Raw genomic sequence first — 15,331 nt, 5'->3', positions numbered from 1 at the left:
TTGTGGTAGGTTTCATTTTTGATTCCCCAAAAGTGTTTTTACTTTTTCTTGGCATCATATTTGAAATTACATTATTGTCTTAAGAATACAAAAAATGAATTGTGAAACAGACAATATTTATTTCCCATAGAAACTTTGAGCCATTTGAAGGAAATTTATTTTCATGAAAGAGTTTGAAATAAATATTTTTTTTTATCCAATAAAAATCTATTAATATTTTCAAGCATTACAACAAAACACTAAAAACTATCTGAGAAAAATGAAATTGTGAAATTAACAAGCCATGAAAAAATTTCTGGTTTCGAGAGAAACCCGAGAGAGTGCCAAATTGTGTATAAAAGATCATTTTCTGTTTTGAGGAAAATGGTCTTTTTTTTTATTTTATATGAGTCAAATCTACATACTCTACTTTTTCATCTACTACTTCATAAGTTTCATACCCTTCGCCACTACCTTCTCTTCCTGTTTCATATACACTGGCAATTTTTCGCAAACGTTTTGGAAAGGTTTTGACTTCTCCTTCTACAAAAACAAAGTTGTTGTAAATAGGCATTTCACTCGGATAAGGACTAGGGGATTCGTACCAGTAGCTATTTTCAGTGTCTTGATACAATTCTTCTATCCCTGATGGTGTAATTTGCCAAATATAAAAATTGATGTCATTTCCACGAGTAACTCCCGCACAATAACCACCATAAGTTCGCCCGACGACTACAAATTCGTTGGGGGCGAGTGCTTCTTCAAAAAAGAAGTGAAAATAATCATTACCAGGTTTGTCCCATGCACAGGGCTCTTCGGCAGTAGCAGATTTCGCAAAATGCACATACCCAGGCAGTTTTTGCCAACGTTTGTCCTTCAAAAAATAGGTGGTGAGGTAATACACCCAATCATCAAAGCGAATCTGAACAACGGCTTCCTCTGTGGTACTACCAAACAAATTTTTGTAATAGACATCCACATTAATAGCTTCTCTGCTCAATTCACTTGCAGAAGTCATCACATCATCACCATAATACAGATTCTCCCAATCCAAAAAATCAAGGTGTTCAAATAGAAAAAACTGAAGTTCGATATTGGAATCAAAAGACAAAAGCTTTTTTTTCAAATCTATCGGACTGTATTGGATTTTACTGCGGCGCTGTAAAGAGAAAGGATAAGATTTTGAGCCATCCTTAAATTGATTTCCAACCTTGATTCGGTTTCGCCAAGTACCTACCAGTCTCGTACTTCCAACATATCTTCCTGAAAAAATGCCCGACTGCTTCCATTCGTCAAATACATACCCTGCCTCTCCCGACATGTCTTCATTGATAGATTCCAGCAACTCAAAACTACCATCTTTCCGTACAGTTCCTTGAAGTCCAACAAGTTTTTTATATTTATTGTAGTAATAATTGCCAAAAATCTCCTCTCCACTCCTTTCCAAAATCATGGTAATAGGGATGTCCTTATTTATCACACCTTCAAAAACCCATACCGAAGGAGTTGTAGCATCTTGGGCATACAACCCAAATGAACAAACGAACAATGCAGCGGTAAATAACAATTTATTTTTCATGGTTGCTGATTTGAAGTGTAGCAAAGTAGGGGAATTTGTAAAAAAAAACATTTTTTTAGGGAATAAAATATAAAATTAATTTGTCTAAAAACTATGTTAGGGTAAACATATATAATAACCCTATAAAACTTAGAAAGTTTTTTTTGTATTTTGACTATAAAAAAAAGGAAAAGTTACGCTACCTACCCAATAGTCAACAAGTACACTCCCGATTTGAAACTTCAAGTCACCTGATTAGAAAGCAGTTTCTTCGGTTTAATTTTATTCATAACATAACTTTGCCTTCAATCAAATTGAATTTACATTACCTACAAAGAGCATTTCATTATGGACAGACGAAACTTACTCACAAAACCTTTTGCTACAATAAAGGAGCGTTTTCACTCCGAAAAAATACCCACTTCCCAAAGTACAGAAGTTGTAGCACCTCCTGACAACAAATACTTCAATAGCCAACTTCCCAATACTGCTCGATCTATGGCAGGTTTGGAGGCGTATAGCGGGGAATTTGGGAATGAGCAAGCAGCACATTTACTGCGAAGATGTCTTTTTGGTACCAACAAGACAGAGATTGAAGCCGCTGTAAATAGAGGTTTGCAGAAAACCATCGAAATGTTGTTTGCAGAACAAGAAAAACCTCCTCCTCCTATCAATTACCAATTCCCTGACGATCCCAATGTGCCTATCGGAGAAACTTGGGTGACAGCTCCCATCACTGCAAATGTCAACAACTACCGCCGCCGCTCGCTGCAAAACTGGTGGTTTGGGCTGATGATGAATCAAGGTGTCAGTCTACGTGAGAAAATGACCCTTTTTTGGCACAACCATTTGGTCACAGAACTATCGGTAGTTTTGGATGCTAAATATGGGTACTATTACCTCGATTTGTTGCGAACCCATGCACTCGGCAACTTCAAAACCCTTGCCGAAGAAATCACCGTTACTCCAGCCATGTTGCAGTACCTCAATGGCAGGGAGAATGTAAAAGCCGCACCCAATGAAAACTATGCCAGAGAATTATTCGAATTGTTTACCATCGGCAAAGGCCCATTAGTCGGTAATGGAGATTATACCTACTATACCGAAGAAGATGTCATTGCAGCAGCTAAAGTGCTGACTGGCTGGAGAGATAGAGCCGTTACCGACAACGGAATCCCTGGTGTTAACTTCATTCCAAATCGCCATACCCAAGGCAACAAACAATTTTCACACCGTTTTGAGAGCTACATCATTGAAGAAAATGGCGCAGAAGAATACAAGGATTTAATTACTATGATTTTCAACAAACGACAAACGGCACGCTATCTCAGCGAAAAATTGTATCGTTGGTTTGTGTATTATGTCATTGACGAAGCAGCGTATGCCAATATCATTGATCCAATGGCAGATATGTTGATTGAAAATAGTTTTGAAGTAGCTCCCGTATTGGAAGCATTGCTGTCAAGCGAACACTTTTTTGACAGCATCAACTATGGAGTCGTCATCAAAAATCCCCTTGATTTTTTGATTGGCATCTTTAAAAACTTCAACATTGGGCTTCCTCCTTTGGAAGCGGGCGGTTTGATTGCCAACTATCGTATCTGGACAACTCTCGCAGCCGCTTCCGAAAACCTCCAAATGACCATCCTAAATCCTCCAAGTGTGGCAGGTTGGATTGCTTACTACCAAACACCACAATACTACCAATCTTGGATTACTTCCGTTACGCTTCCTGACAGAATCAGCTATACCGATTTGTTGGTACAAACAGGACTTGGAGCAGGTGACAATAGAATCATCATCAATCCCTTCAATTTTATCGCTCAGTTTGAATCGGCAGGAGACCCCAACGAATTAATAAAGGATGCCGCCCGTATTTTATTCCCCAAAGAATTGACCAATGACCAATATGATTACCTGAAAGAAGTATTGATTCCAGGGCTTCCTGATTATGAATGGACGGTTGAATACAATGAATATTTGGCGAATCCTGACGATGAAGCATTGCGTTTGGGGGTTTTGACCAAACTACGCAATCTATTGCAAACCATGCTGTCCTTGGCTGAGTATCAGCTTTCTTAAATTTCAAAATCTCAATTCTATCTATACAATGAAACGCAGACAATTCCTTAAAAATACCATAACTACTGCTGTTGCTACGCCTCTATTCCTCAACGGACAGGCAGTAAGTGCATTGAGCAGTCCTATTTTAGAGGCCATTCTAAAAAATGCAGATAACGATAAAATTCTCATTCTCATACAACTCAATGGCGGAAATGACGGATTGAACATGGTCATTCCCCTCGACCAATACAGCAATCTCATGGCAGCTCGTGGAAACATTGCGCTACCCGAAAACGAAGTCTATAAACTCACCAACGAAACTGGTTTGCATCCCATTATGGAAGGTTTCCATCAACTCTATGAAGAAGAAAAGTTGGCAGTTGTGCAAAGTGTAGGCTACCCCAACCCCAACTTTTCGCACTTTCGGGCAACCGATATCTGGACAACTGGGTCTGCTGCCGATCAATTTTTGGCGACAGGTTGGTTGGGTCGCTACTTCAATCTAAACCATCCCAACTATCCTAGCGATTATCCCAACGAAACCACACCTGATCCATTGGCGATTAGCATTGGTTCGATTGTATCGAATACGTGCCAAGGTCCAGTTGCCAATTTCAGTATGGCAATCAAAACTTTAGAAGAATTCAATCAACTATTGACAGAAGGTGGAGGCGAAATACCTGACACACCTTATGGCCACGAATTGGAATTCCTTCGATTGACCATGCTTCAAACCAATCAATACCTCGAAACCATCCAACAAGCTGCCGAAAATGGCTCCAACCTTTCGCCTTTGTATTTAGACGAAAACCGACTGGCACAGCAATTGAAGATTGTGGCTCAGTTGATTTCGGGCGGTTTGCAGACCAAAGTGTATGTGGTCAATTTGGGAGGTTTTGATACACACGCTTCGCAAGTTGAAGAAGAAGATACAACTGTTGGCGTTCATGCAGATTTGCTGTGGTTATTGTCGGATGCCATTGCAGCTTTTCAAGATGATTTGAAGCGCATGGACTTGGAGGATAGGGTTGTCGGGATGACTTTTTCGGAATTTGGTCGCCGTATTCAATCCAATGGCAGTTTTGGAACAGATCACGGGGCGGCAGCTCCCATGATGGTGTTTGGTACGCAGGTCAACTCGCAGGTTTTTGGTGACAATCCCGAAATTCCTGCTGAAATAGATGTGAAAGACAGTGTGCCGATGCAGTTTGATTTTCGCTCGGTCTATGGTTCGATTCTCATGGATTGGTTTGGCATTACCGAAGATGAGGTGAAAAGTATTTTGTTTGAAGATTTTCAATACATTCCCATCCTCAAATCTACTGCAACAGCGATTGACAACCCTGATTATGTCAGTGGCACTTCTACGATTCAATTCCATAACAACTATCCCAATCCTTTTACTTCAAATACAACGATTGTGTTCAGCACTGCAAAGGCAGGCGTTGTGACTGTCAGCCTCTTCAATGCAATGGGGCAACTGGAAAAAGTGCTTACCAGTGAGTTTTTTGCAGCAGGCGACCATGAGCTAACTTTGTCTTCAAAGGGTTTGCATAATGGTACGTACTATTGCAGATTGCAGGGAAATGGTGAGCAGAGGGTGAAGATGATTTATTGTGTGAAGTAGTATTATTAGACTTTAGACAAAAGATTAAAGACGAAAGATTTTAGATTATTAAGTGTTAATGATTTAACCAAAACAGTATCGAACATACAATGTTTTCGCAACCAAATGTTTATTTATTTTATATGTTTATTTTTATTCAAATACCTGTAGCATTTTTTCAAAAAAAAACAACGGATGCTTTTTATTCAAAAAAGCATCCGTTGTTTACTATAAACCAGTTTTGATTATAAGTTGCCTTTAGTTTGCGCTACTTCGGCAAGGTAAATGAAAAGGTAGAGCCTTCTCCAAATTGAGAAGTAGCCTATATTTTGCCACCGTGTTGTTGTACGATTTTCTTGCAAGTAGCCAAACCAATACCAGAACCTTCATATTCTTGTTTGGAGTGCAATCGGGTAAATACTTCAAAAATGCGGTTCAAATCATCTTGTGCAATGCCAATACCATTGTCCGAAATATCAAAGAGATAAACATCTCCTACCTCTTTGGCCTTTATGGTAATGTCACAAGGTGTGTCCTTTGCCCGAAATTTCATCGCATTGGTTATGAGATTTTGAAACAACTGGGTGATTTTTGCAGGAATGCCTGTAACCGTTGCAGGTAAATCTTCAAAATGGATTTTAGCTTGACTTTCTTCAACTTGTGATTTAAGATTGTGGAAGACAATCAGCTCCAATGCGTTTTTAACGTCAATAGACTTAAAATTTCCTTCTTGAGAAGCAGTGGATTTACTATAATCCAATAAATCCTGAATGAGTTGGGTCATCGTAGCAACTCCTTTTGTGATAAAATCCATGTATTCTTTTGAAGCATCATCCATTTTATCACGGTATTGTCTCTCCAACAAACTGGTGAAACTTCCAATGCTGCGTAGAGGTTCTTTTAGATCATGTGCAGCAGCGAGGGCGAACTGCTTGAGTTCGTTGTTAGAAGCCATGTACCGCTCCAATTCTTTTACTTGTTTATCCAGCGTTTCTTTGGTACGTCTAAGTTCAGTAGTATCTCTGACAATGATTTGCAAATAAATATCTTCATCAATATTAAAACGACATACGGTTACATCAGTATCAAAAAGTTCGCCTTTGTTATTCTTATGTTTCCAATAAAATTCTTGCACTTCACCTGCCATTGCAGCTTGAATTTTTGCACCAATGCCATCTAAGGATTTTTTACCAGATGGCTGATATTCTGGCGATAAATCAAGAGGAGTGTTTTGCAGGAATTGTTCTTTTGGATAACCGAACATTTCACAAATCCGAAGATTGCAGTCTGTAAATACACCTTCTCTAACAATGATAATTCCATCATTGGATTGGTCAAAAATAGCTTTGAACTCTTTCTGTGTCCTTTTAAGCGTTTTAGATATAGGATTTATTTCCAATGTGTGTGCATTTGAATTTTCCATGAAACGTATTTTTGTATAATAGTAATGTCATGTCAAAAAACATACCAAATCTTGTCGCATTAAAAAATTTAAACTATGCTCTGTTTATAAAAACAGGATAGAAAATGCTGAATGTCTTTCGGAGTTGGAATCAAGGAATAAACAATCTATTTTTAATGTAAAAAATACATTTTGAAGCCGTAAGATTTTCACCTACTTTGGTTGGCAACTGAATGTTATTTCTGATACCTTTGTCACAAACAAAGACGATACCGAGTGAATACATTCAAGCTGATAACTATCACACACAAGACTGCCAATATCAACCATATTGGTCAATACATTCCTACTGCAAACCATGATAAGGATGCTTTGGCGAAGATATTGAAGGAGGTCAAAACTGCTTTGAATATAGACGAATTGTTGTATTTGGCTACCTGCAATCGCCTGACCTTCCTTTTTGTCACCGAACAAGAGGTGGACGACCTTTTTATCATAGATTTTTTCTCCCGCTTACACCCCGATATACCCGAAGTATGTTTGGGAGGCTTATTGGATGTCATTGCTCGCTATGAGGGCATTGCAGGTATTCAGCATTTGTTTTCGATTGCAGCTTCTTTGGATTCACTTGTGGTGGGAGAACGAGAAATCACCCGACAATTGAGAGAAGCCTACGATTTTTGCAAAAAACACCAACTCACAGACGACCATATTCGCTTAGCGATAAAAATGGCTATTCCTGTGGCCAAAGAGATATATACAAATACGAAAATTGGCGAAAATTCTGTGTCGGTAGTGGCTTTGGCAATGAAAGCCTTATTGAAAAATCACCTCCCCAAAAATACTCGCTTTTTGATTGTTGGAGCAGGAACAACAAATAGCACTGCCCTGAAAATCCTTCGCAAATACGGCTATCACAACTTCCATATCTTCAACCGCACCTTCAAAAATGCCCAAGCATTGGCGCATAAAGTAGGAGGACAAGCCTATTCTTTGGAGCAATTGAAGGAGTACCGAGAGGGTTTTGATGTGCTGATTAGTTGTACTGGCTCAACAGATGCAATCATTACACCCAATCTGTACCAATCTTTACTTGCAGGAGATGGGCAGCCTAAAATAGTAATTGATTTGGCAGTGCCTAATGACATTCATCCTGATGTTGTTCGACAGTTTCCTTTGCAGTATATTGAAGTAGAAAAACTGCGTTTTTTGGCTGGTCAAAACCTTGAATTGAGAAAAAATGAAGTCGCTAAGGCTGAAATGATTGTATCTAAACGAGCAGAGGAATTTACTGCAATGCTTCAAAATCGAAAGATTGAAAAAGCAATGGCTTCCATCATTCCGCATAAGGTCAAAGCCATTAAAAAGCGAGCAATGGAGTCTGTATTTCAGAAAGAAATTGAGCAAATGGATGAAGCTTCTCGCACTACTTTAGACTTGATTGTGAACTATTTGGAAAAAAAATATATCAGTATTCCGATAATCGCTGCTAAGGAAATTTTCTTGCAGCGTGAAAATTAATGTCAACGATTGTAGTCTTTAAATATCGCCGAATCTTTCAGATGTCGGCGAATTTGCGTATAAACTAACCCCCGTATTCCCAATGAACAATTTCCCCGCTAAACTAAAAAAGATACTTTCTCCGCTTTTCAATACCCGAGCAGCAGGCTTGTACATGCTGCTATTTGCGGCTGCAATAGGCATTGCGACTTTTGTGGAAAACGATTTTGGAACAAGCTCAGCCCAAAAAGTCATCTTCAAATCTCGATGGTTTGAGTTGCTATTGGTCTTGTTTGGGATTTCGATAGTCGTCAATATTTTCCGCTTTAGGATGATACAGCAAAAAAAGTGGACAATCCTGATGTTTCACCTTTCGATGATTGTCATATTGTTGGGAGCAGGAGTGACAAGGTATTTTGGTTTTGAAGGAATTATGCACATTCGAGAAAACGATGCTTCTAATACCTTTCTTTCGGCGGATACCTACCTCAAATTTGAAGTGCTGCAAAAAGGCAACAAATACGAGTTTGACGAACCTGTGTTGTTTGCGACTTTGGGCAACAACAATTGGAAGGAATCCTATTTGATAGGCAGTGATTTGATTGAAGCGGAGGTAAAGGACTTTCTTCCAAATCCCAAACAGGTATTGAAGGAAAATACGGAAGGAAAGCCTACTTTGAAGATTGTTATAGCGGGACTATCGGGTAGAGAGGAGTATTTTGTGCGTCAAGGTGAAGTTAAAAAAATACGAAATGTGCTGTACAACTTCAATGAGCCTCCTATAACCGATGCTATCAATTTGGCTTATCGAAATGACTCCTTGCTGATTCAGGCGGATCGTGTATTGCAGCAAACGGTGATGGCAACGCAAAAAAAGGACACAATTTACCCTTCTGGAAATTACAATATATTGATGTTGCGTTCTTTGTATTCAGATGGTGTAAACAATTTTGTATTTGGAGATTTTCACCCACAAGCTACGGTAGAACTTATTTCGGAAAGCCCGAAGGTGAAAGGGGAAAGCATGACCGCCTTGTTGATGGAAGTGAAGGTGAATGGAAAGCCAGATGAAATCTATGTGTATGGCAAAAAAGGGCTGCCTGGAAATCCTACGGTGACGAGCATCAATGGGGTAAGCATGGCGGTTTCGTATGGAGCGAAAGAGGTAAAACTGCCTTTTGCAATCAAACTATACGACTTTATTTTAGAGAAATACCCAGGAACAGAGAGTGCCGCGTCCTATGCAAGCGAGGTGCAGTTGATAGATGACCGAACTAATTTGAAGGAAAATCACCGCATTTATATGAACCACATTTTAGACCATGATGGCTACCGATTTTTTCAGTCTTCTTTTGACAAGGACGAACAAGGCACTTATTTGAGTGTAAACCACGATTTTTGGGGAACTTGGATTTCCTATTTGGGCTATTTTTTATTGACCTTGGGCATGGTAATGTCTTTTTTTAGCAAGAAAACGAGGCTGTATCAAGTGCGTCAGAAGCTGCAAAAAATGCACCCACAAAATGCTGCTGCTGCAATGGTATTGCTCTCTTTGTTGTTTGTTTCCAATGGTTTATCGGCTCAAAAAAATATTGACCCTGCTGCAATTCAGCAAACAGTGGCTGCGGCCCATGCCCAACAATTCAGCAAATTGGTGGTACAAGACCACAAGGGAAGGATGAAACCTGTGCATACCTTGTCGAGGGAGGTGATGCGAAAATTGACGGGGAAAGAGAGTTTGTATGGATTGTCGGCCGATCAGATTGTATTGGGAATGTTGTCGAATAATAAGGATTGGTACAAAGTGCCGATGATAAAGTTGGGGAAACACGAAAAAATCCAAGAACAACTCGGCGTGATGGGCAAAACGGCTGCATACAGTGATTTTTTTGAAGAAACAGGAGGCTACAAATTCAAGGACGAGATTCGAAGGGCCTATAATTTGCAGCCCATAGATAGGGGGGTGTATGAAAAGGAGTTGATGAAATTGGACGAAAGGGTAAACATTGCAGGGATGGTTTTTTCGGGTCGTTTGCTGAAAATTATTCCTGTGCCAAATGACCCAAACAATACATGGGTTTCTGCAATGGTGGATCATGGGCAACAAACAATGGACTCTCCTGTGGCAAAGAAATTTTTTGCTGCCTATATTCCCGGTCTTCAAGAAGCGGCTGCAAATAATGACTACGGTTTTGTGAATCAACTGATAACAGAACTGGATAGCTACCAAAAGTCGAAAGGGGCGGAGGTGATGCCTTCTGCGCTTCAAATCAAATCTGAAATCTTACTGAACCAAATGAATCCTTTTGACCGCTTGGCAGTGTATGATTTGCTGTTGGGTTTGGCGTTTTTGTTCTTCTTATTTTTGTCTGTTTTCAAGCCCGAAATCGACATGGACAAGGTCTATAAGGTCTTGTTTGGGTTGGTAGTTGTGGGTTTTGCATTCCACACATTGGGTTTGGCGATTCGTTGGTATGTGTCGGAGCGTGCGCCGTGGAGCAATGGTTATGAGTCGATGATTTACATAGCTTGGACTTCTACTTTGGCGGGTTTGATATTCGCCCGAAAGTCTTTTGGGGCTTTGGCGGCTACGATGATTTTGGCCTCGGTGATTTTGTTGGTGGCGATGTTGAGTTACCTCGATCCCGAAATCACCCCACTAGTGCCTGTATTGAAGTCGTATTGGCTGACGATTCACGTGTCTTTGGAGGCTGGGAGTTATGGCTTTTTGATGTTGGGGGCGATTATTGGACTAATCAACTTGATTCTGATGATTTTCTTGACCGAAACCAACAAAAAGAACATTCTCCGCATCGTGAGGGAAATGTCTTATATCAGCGAAATGACCTTGATTGGCGGATTGTTTATGGTCAGTATTGGTACGTATTTGGGGGGTGTTTGGGCGAATGAATCTTGGGGTAGATATTGGGGTTGGGATGCAAAAGAAACTTGGGCTTTGGTGGTGATTTTGGTTTATGCCTTTATTCTGCACATGCGTATCATCCCGAAAATGACGGGCTTGTATGCCTACAATTTGGCAACGATTTTTGGTTGGGCTTCGGTGATTATGACCTACTACGGGGTGAATTATTACCTTTCTGGTTTGCACTCTTATGCGGCAGGCGACCCTGTTCCGATTCCGCAATGGGTGTATTGGGTGGTTGTTGGGGTGATGATAGTGAGTGGATTGGCTTTTTGGAGGAAGAGGAAGGTTGGGGGGATTGGGTGATTTTTGAAGCCGAATTCCAATATCTCAATCATTGACCTCTTCTGCGCCCAACTCCCAAGCGGATGCTCTAAACCCCTCTTTCCAAGTCGTGCCATATCCATGAATAAGGTGATTCACATTGTGCAATAAATAGCCTTATGAACTAAGGTTGGGAAACTTGAAGTCAATCCCAAGTGCGGTAAATTTGTCAAATTTATTGTTCGTACCTCCATCTTCTTCAAATCCATTTTCTTTCCAGAATTGCCTTAAAACCTCCTTAACTTTCATTGTTGTCGATTTTATAGTGATATTCCCTTTTGGGTGATAAAACACTATTTTTAAAAGCAGAATAACTGCTTGATTATAAACCCCATTCGTAGCCCATGAATTAATTCATGGGCTACGAATGGGGATAATTTTTAGCGAAATATCGCCATAAAAGGAATAAGATGATATTTTTCAAATCAATGAATGGACGTGCGATTCATTTTTCTTACTTGCTTGTCTGTCACTCCATCTATGCCACTCAATATTCCAGATATAGCTTTGGTCCCCAGCCATTTGAAAGGTTCTGGAGGAACGGGAAGCACACGCCTTTTCAAAACTTTCGCCAAGGGGTGTTCTTTTCCTTGAATTTGTTCGGTGAGCAACTCTCCCATCAAGCAGGTATGCGGAATGCCATGTCCTGAAAAACCGAGACCATAGTGAATGTTTTGATGCTTGCCGACTTTCCCCAAATCAGGCATAAAATCCATGGCAATACCAATCCAACCTCCCCAAAAAGTTTTGACTTTCAAACCCACCAATTCTGGAAAACGCTCTCTGAACATCCCTTCAATCGCTGTAAATACTTCTGGAATGTAGGTATTGGTCAAATGATTGCCAAAGGGAATTTTAATGTGTTTACCTCCTACAATAAGCGAGTTATTAGCAGTCAATCGGTAATTCTCCAATTGTTCGTGTGCTGTGTAAATGCCTTCACGACCTTCCCATCCTCCAATGGCTGCCATTTGTTCATCAGAGAGCGGTTCTGTTTCAAACATACCTGCACAAACAGGGGACATCAATCGTTTTTTCCAACCCAAAGCATGGGTATAGACGTTGGTTGCCAATACTGCTTGGTCTGCCGTGACGGTTCCTCCTTTGCAGCGAGCCACCACAGGGCTGGAGTCTCTCAATTCCAATACTGCTGTTTTTTCATACAATTGTACTCCCTTTTCCAAGGCAATTCTCCGCAAATGGCTGACCAACAATCCAGGATTCAAAAAACCGCCCACAGGATCGAACAAACCTGCTATAAAGGCTTGAGGCATTCCTCTTTCCTCCATTTCTTCCTGACTCAGAAAGGTAAAATCCAATCCCAAACCTTCTCCTGCTGCCACAACAGTTTTTAGCTTTTTGATTTGCTTGGGATGTACGGCAGCCATGATGTTTCCATTGGGTTCATAATCACAGGGAATCTTGTGTTTTTTGATAAAATCCTCTACCTTCAATACCCCTTCTTTTGCAAAATTGCAGAGTTCTCTCGCTCTTTCCTTTTTGTAGATTTTCAACAAGGAAGGGTAATCTTTTCCTATCAAACCATCTACATAGCCCGAATTGCGGCCACTGCCTCCTGCGCCCACAAAATCTTGCTCCAATACGACAACATTAATGCCTGCTTCACGAAGCCCGATAGCTGTGTAAAGTCCAGTATAGCCTCCTCCCACAATGACCACATCGGTTCTGATATCCGATTGAAGGGAAGGACATAAATCTTTAGGTTCTGATAGCCAAGTGCTGATTTCACTAAAGGGAAATTGTTCCATATTATTGATTTTAGAGTTGACTTTTAAGAAAGATTCAATTGTTGCTTCCAATTATCTACTTGTGACAAACCATATTGATAGCCTTCCTCGTATAATTGGACGCTAGCATCCAGTGTCATAGAATCCGCCTCGCTTATTGGAGGAACAATAAACAAATCTATATTGGAGTCTGCATACACCCTGTCTTGCAAGTGATTAGAAGCCATATACATAGACTGTGTGATATTGGTGAGGATAGTCGGTCCGATTTTCTTTTTATTGAAAGGATTTAGTTTTCTTGCTAACAAACTCCATCCCGATATAGTGGGAGGGAATTCATTATCTACCTTGATGCCACTCTGGGTAGAAGCATTGATAACAATGACCTTGCCTGCTCCTTTTTGTACCAAGATATTGGTAGGACAAGAGTTAATTAAGCCTCCATCTACCAAACACTCGCCATTTTCAATCACAGGAGGGAGAATACCCATAACTGAGGTGCTTGCTCTAACGGTTTTCCATAAGGGCCCTTCTTCATGAATTATTAGTTTCCCTGAAACGAGACTCAATGAGATGCAGAAATAATCAATCCAAAGATCTTCTATCCTAAAATCCTTGAAAAAACCCTTCATACCATTCGTAAAATGCTTGCCCGAAAACAAGGAAACAATTGGGAAAGTAAGCACTTTTGAATCCTTAAATAGGGCATCTCCTTTTTGGATTATTTGGGGAATATCTTCAGGCTTATCCACACAAGCATATCCTCCTCCAATAAAAGCACCGCCCGAACTTCCTCCAATAATGTCGATGGGTATGCCCGATTCCATGATTGCATGGAGAATGCCTGCTTGTGAAACTGCCCGAAAACCCCCTCCGCTCAGGGCAACTCCAATGGTGTTTCCTGTTAAAAACCTAGACAATCTTTGAATGTCTTTTAAGTCATTGGGTACAATGTGGTAATGCCGTGCTATATTTCGTTTTTCTAACCAAAACCGTGTATCCTTGGGTTTTTGTGCTTTAGAGTCGTGCAATAAAATCAATTCCCAACTGGCTTGATTCGTTTTTTGGAGTGTTTGCAAGAGTTCTGCTTCGAATTCACCTATTTCTGGAGATTGTTTGCTATTTGCGACAATGAGTATCTTATCTGCCCGAGAAACGCAGTGTTTCGTCCAATCATTCCAAGTGCTATCTGTTTGATAAAGCAAAAAATCATATTCATCTTCATATTTCGCCAGCAAAGAGGAAACCCTATTTTCATCTTTGAAAATATCAGGATGCGTCTTCTGCAAACTGGCATCTGATACAAGTTTGGTTGAGGCATATTTTTGTAGTTCTTGGGTCAGTTGAGGTAGAAAATGCTCCAAATTTAGATTATCTGCTAGAGGTACGACTGCAACAGAAATGATTTTTTGTTTGGGAACAAATGTTTTTTTGGTACGATCTACCACTGTGCGAATCAGCTGATTAATAGATGTTTGTTGTTGTTGGAGTAAGGCAGTAAAATCCGCCCCCTTCAGTTTTAGTAATACCGAATTTCGAATAGCAATAATCGTAGCGTTTCGTTTTTCTCCCAACAATGTCGCCATTTCTCCTACAATTTCACCCCTGCTAATTTCTCCCAATATGACCTTACTTCCTTTGCTTTCCCTAATGGCTCTAAGTCTTCCATCTAATAATACATAGATGTCGTCTCCTGTATCTCCTTGACTGAGCAGGGATTTCCCACATTGAAGGTTGATAATGTCTGCTTTTTGATGTAATTCCTCAAAGGCTTCCAAAGATAAATTTTTGAAATAAGGAATGTTTCTAAGTACTTCTAAAGTATTCATATTTTATGAAAATAATAGCTAAATGGTAGAATGCTGTGAGGTGAATAGAAAATACATCACAATAAATACACCAGTTAATATCTTTTGCAAGGTTTTTGTAAACAATAATACAACCTTTGTTTACAAAGATCGATTCTGAGGCATTAATGATTATATTGCTTTTTTGAAAAAAAATAAATAATCACTTATGACAATTTTAATGTGGCTATTGGTTTTAACTGCACTATTTGTTGGATTAGCACATTTATTGCGAGTGCTTCCTCCCAAAATAGGGCTTTTGTTCTTTTTTGTTGCTTTGTCAAGCATAATTATTTATGGTCTTTGTTATTCTTTCCAGTCAATGAGTACATTTGTTGCGCTCAAACTCGTATCCGTATGTATTGGTTTACTTTGCCTCC

General features: G+C 39.9%; 9 protein-coding genes. 4 read left to right on the top strand and 5 right to left on the bottom strand.

Annotated features, from left to right (window positions below; genetic code table 11):
* Nucleotides 1–376: 376 nt before the first annotated feature.
* Nucleotides 377–1,558: a hypothetical protein gene (locus R3E32_20315; protein ID MEZ4887086.1), complete on the bottom strand. Its 1,182-nt coding sequence runs from the start codon at nt 1,556–1,558 to the stop codon at nt 377–379.
* Between the two features lie 327 nt (nt 1,559–1,885).
* On the opposite strand from R3E32_20315, the gene R3E32_20310 reads away from it, so the two are divergent.
* Both R3E32_20310 and R3E32_20305 read left to right on the top strand, forming a co-directional pair.
* A complete protein-coding gene (locus R3E32_20310; GenBank protein ID MEZ4887085.1) occupies nt 1,886–3,619 on the top strand; it encodes a DUF1800 domain-containing protein in 1,734 nt (577 codons plus the stop codon).
* A 28-nt stretch (nt 3,620–3,647) separates the two neighbouring features.
* Nucleotides 3,648–5,228, top strand: coding sequence for a DUF1501 domain-containing protein (locus R3E32_20305; protein MEZ4887084.1), 1,581 nt, complete (start codon nt 3,648–3,650; stop codon nt 5,226–5,228).
* 301 nt (nt 5,229–5,529) lie between these two features.
* On the opposite strand, the gene R3E32_20300 is transcribed toward R3E32_20305, so the two are convergent.
* Nucleotides 5,530–6,630, bottom strand: a complete 1,101-nt coding sequence (locus R3E32_20300; protein ID MEZ4887083.1) for an ATP-binding protein — start codon at nt 6,628–6,630, stop codon at nt 5,530–5,532.
* Between the two features lie 255 nt (nt 6,631–6,885).
* Here R3E32_20300 and hemA point away from each other — a divergent pair, with 255 nt between their 5' ends.
* Nucleotides 6,886–8,130 carry a glutamyl-tRNA reductase gene (hemA, locus tag R3E32_20295; GenBank protein MEZ4887082.1) on the top strand — a complete coding sequence of 415 codons (1,245 nt, stop codon included), beginning with the start codon at nt 6,886–6,888 and terminating at the stop codon, nt 8,128–8,130.
* An 82-nt stretch (nt 8,131–8,212) separates the two neighbouring features.
* Nucleotides 8,213–11,338, top strand: a complete 3,126-nt coding sequence (gene ccsA / locus R3E32_20290) for a cytochrome c biogenesis protein CcsA (GenBank protein MEZ4887081.1) — start codon at nt 8,213–8,215, stop codon at nt 11,336–11,338.
* A gap of 135 nt (nt 11,339–11,473) precedes the next feature.
* Here the strand turns inward: ccsA and R3E32_20285 are convergent, their stop codons facing one another.
* The 3 genes from R3E32_20285 to R3E32_20275 all read right to left on the bottom strand — a co-directional run bounded on the left by R3E32_20285 (nt 11,474) and on the right by R3E32_20275 (nt 14,933).
* Complete coding sequence (locus tag R3E32_20285) at nt 11,474–11,605, bottom strand: hypothetical protein (protein ID MEZ4887080.1); 132 nt, start codon at nt 11,603–11,605, stop codon at nt 11,474–11,476.
* 176 nt (nt 11,606–11,781) lie between these two features.
* Nucleotides 11,782–13,125 (bottom strand): FAD-dependent oxidoreductase, encoded by a 1,344-nt coding sequence (locus R3E32_20280; GenBank protein ID MEZ4887079.1) that lies wholly within the window; start codon nt 13,123–13,125, stop codon nt 11,782–11,784.
* Nucleotides 13,126–13,148: 23 nt separating this feature from the next.
* Nucleotides 13,149–14,933, bottom strand: coding sequence for a patatin-like phospholipase family protein (locus R3E32_20275; protein ID MEZ4887078.1), 1,785 nt, complete (start codon nt 14,931–14,933; stop codon nt 13,149–13,151).
* Nucleotides 14,934–15,331 lie beyond the last annotated feature (398 nt).

The organism is Chitinophagales bacterium (assembly GCA_041392475.1).
Classification (GTDB): Bacteria; Bacteroidota; Bacteroidia; order Chitinophagales; family UBA2359; genus JAUHXA01.
The sequence above is the reverse complement of the archived record's forward strand: the minus strand, read 5'-3'. Positions and strand labels throughout refer to the sequence as shown.

Excerpts from the sequence above, each read along its gene's own strand:
- R3E32_20300 (MEZ4887083.1), bottom strand. The coding sequence starts at position 6,630 with ATGGAAAATTCAAATGCACACACATTGGAAATAAATCCTATATCTAAA.
- R3E32_20315 (MEZ4887086.1), bottom strand. The coding sequence starts at position 1,558 with ATGAAAAATAAATTGTTATTTACCGCTGCATTGTTCGTTTGTTCATTT.
- R3E32_20285 (MEZ4887080.1), bottom strand. The coding sequence starts at position 11,605 with ATGAAAGTTAAGGAGGTTTTAAGGCAATTCTGGAAAGAAAATGGATTT.
- R3E32_20310 (MEZ4887085.1), top strand. The coding sequence starts at position 1,886 with ATGGACAGACGAAACTTACTCACAAAACCTTTTGCTACAATAAAGGAG.
- ccsA (MEZ4887081.1), top strand. The coding sequence starts at position 8,213 with ATGAACAATTTCCCCGCTAAACTAAAAAAGATACTTTCTCCGCTTTTC.
- R3E32_20280 (MEZ4887079.1), bottom strand. The coding sequence starts at position 13,125 with ATGGAACAATTTCCCTTTAGTGAAATCAGCACTTGGCTATCAGAACCT.
- R3E32_20275 (MEZ4887078.1), bottom strand. The coding sequence starts at position 14,933 with ATGAATACTTTAGAAGTACTTAGAAACATTCCTTATTTCAAAAATTTA.
- R3E32_20305 (MEZ4887084.1), top strand. The coding sequence starts at position 3,648 with ATGAAACGCAGACAATTCCTTAAAAATACCATAACTACTGCTGTTGCT.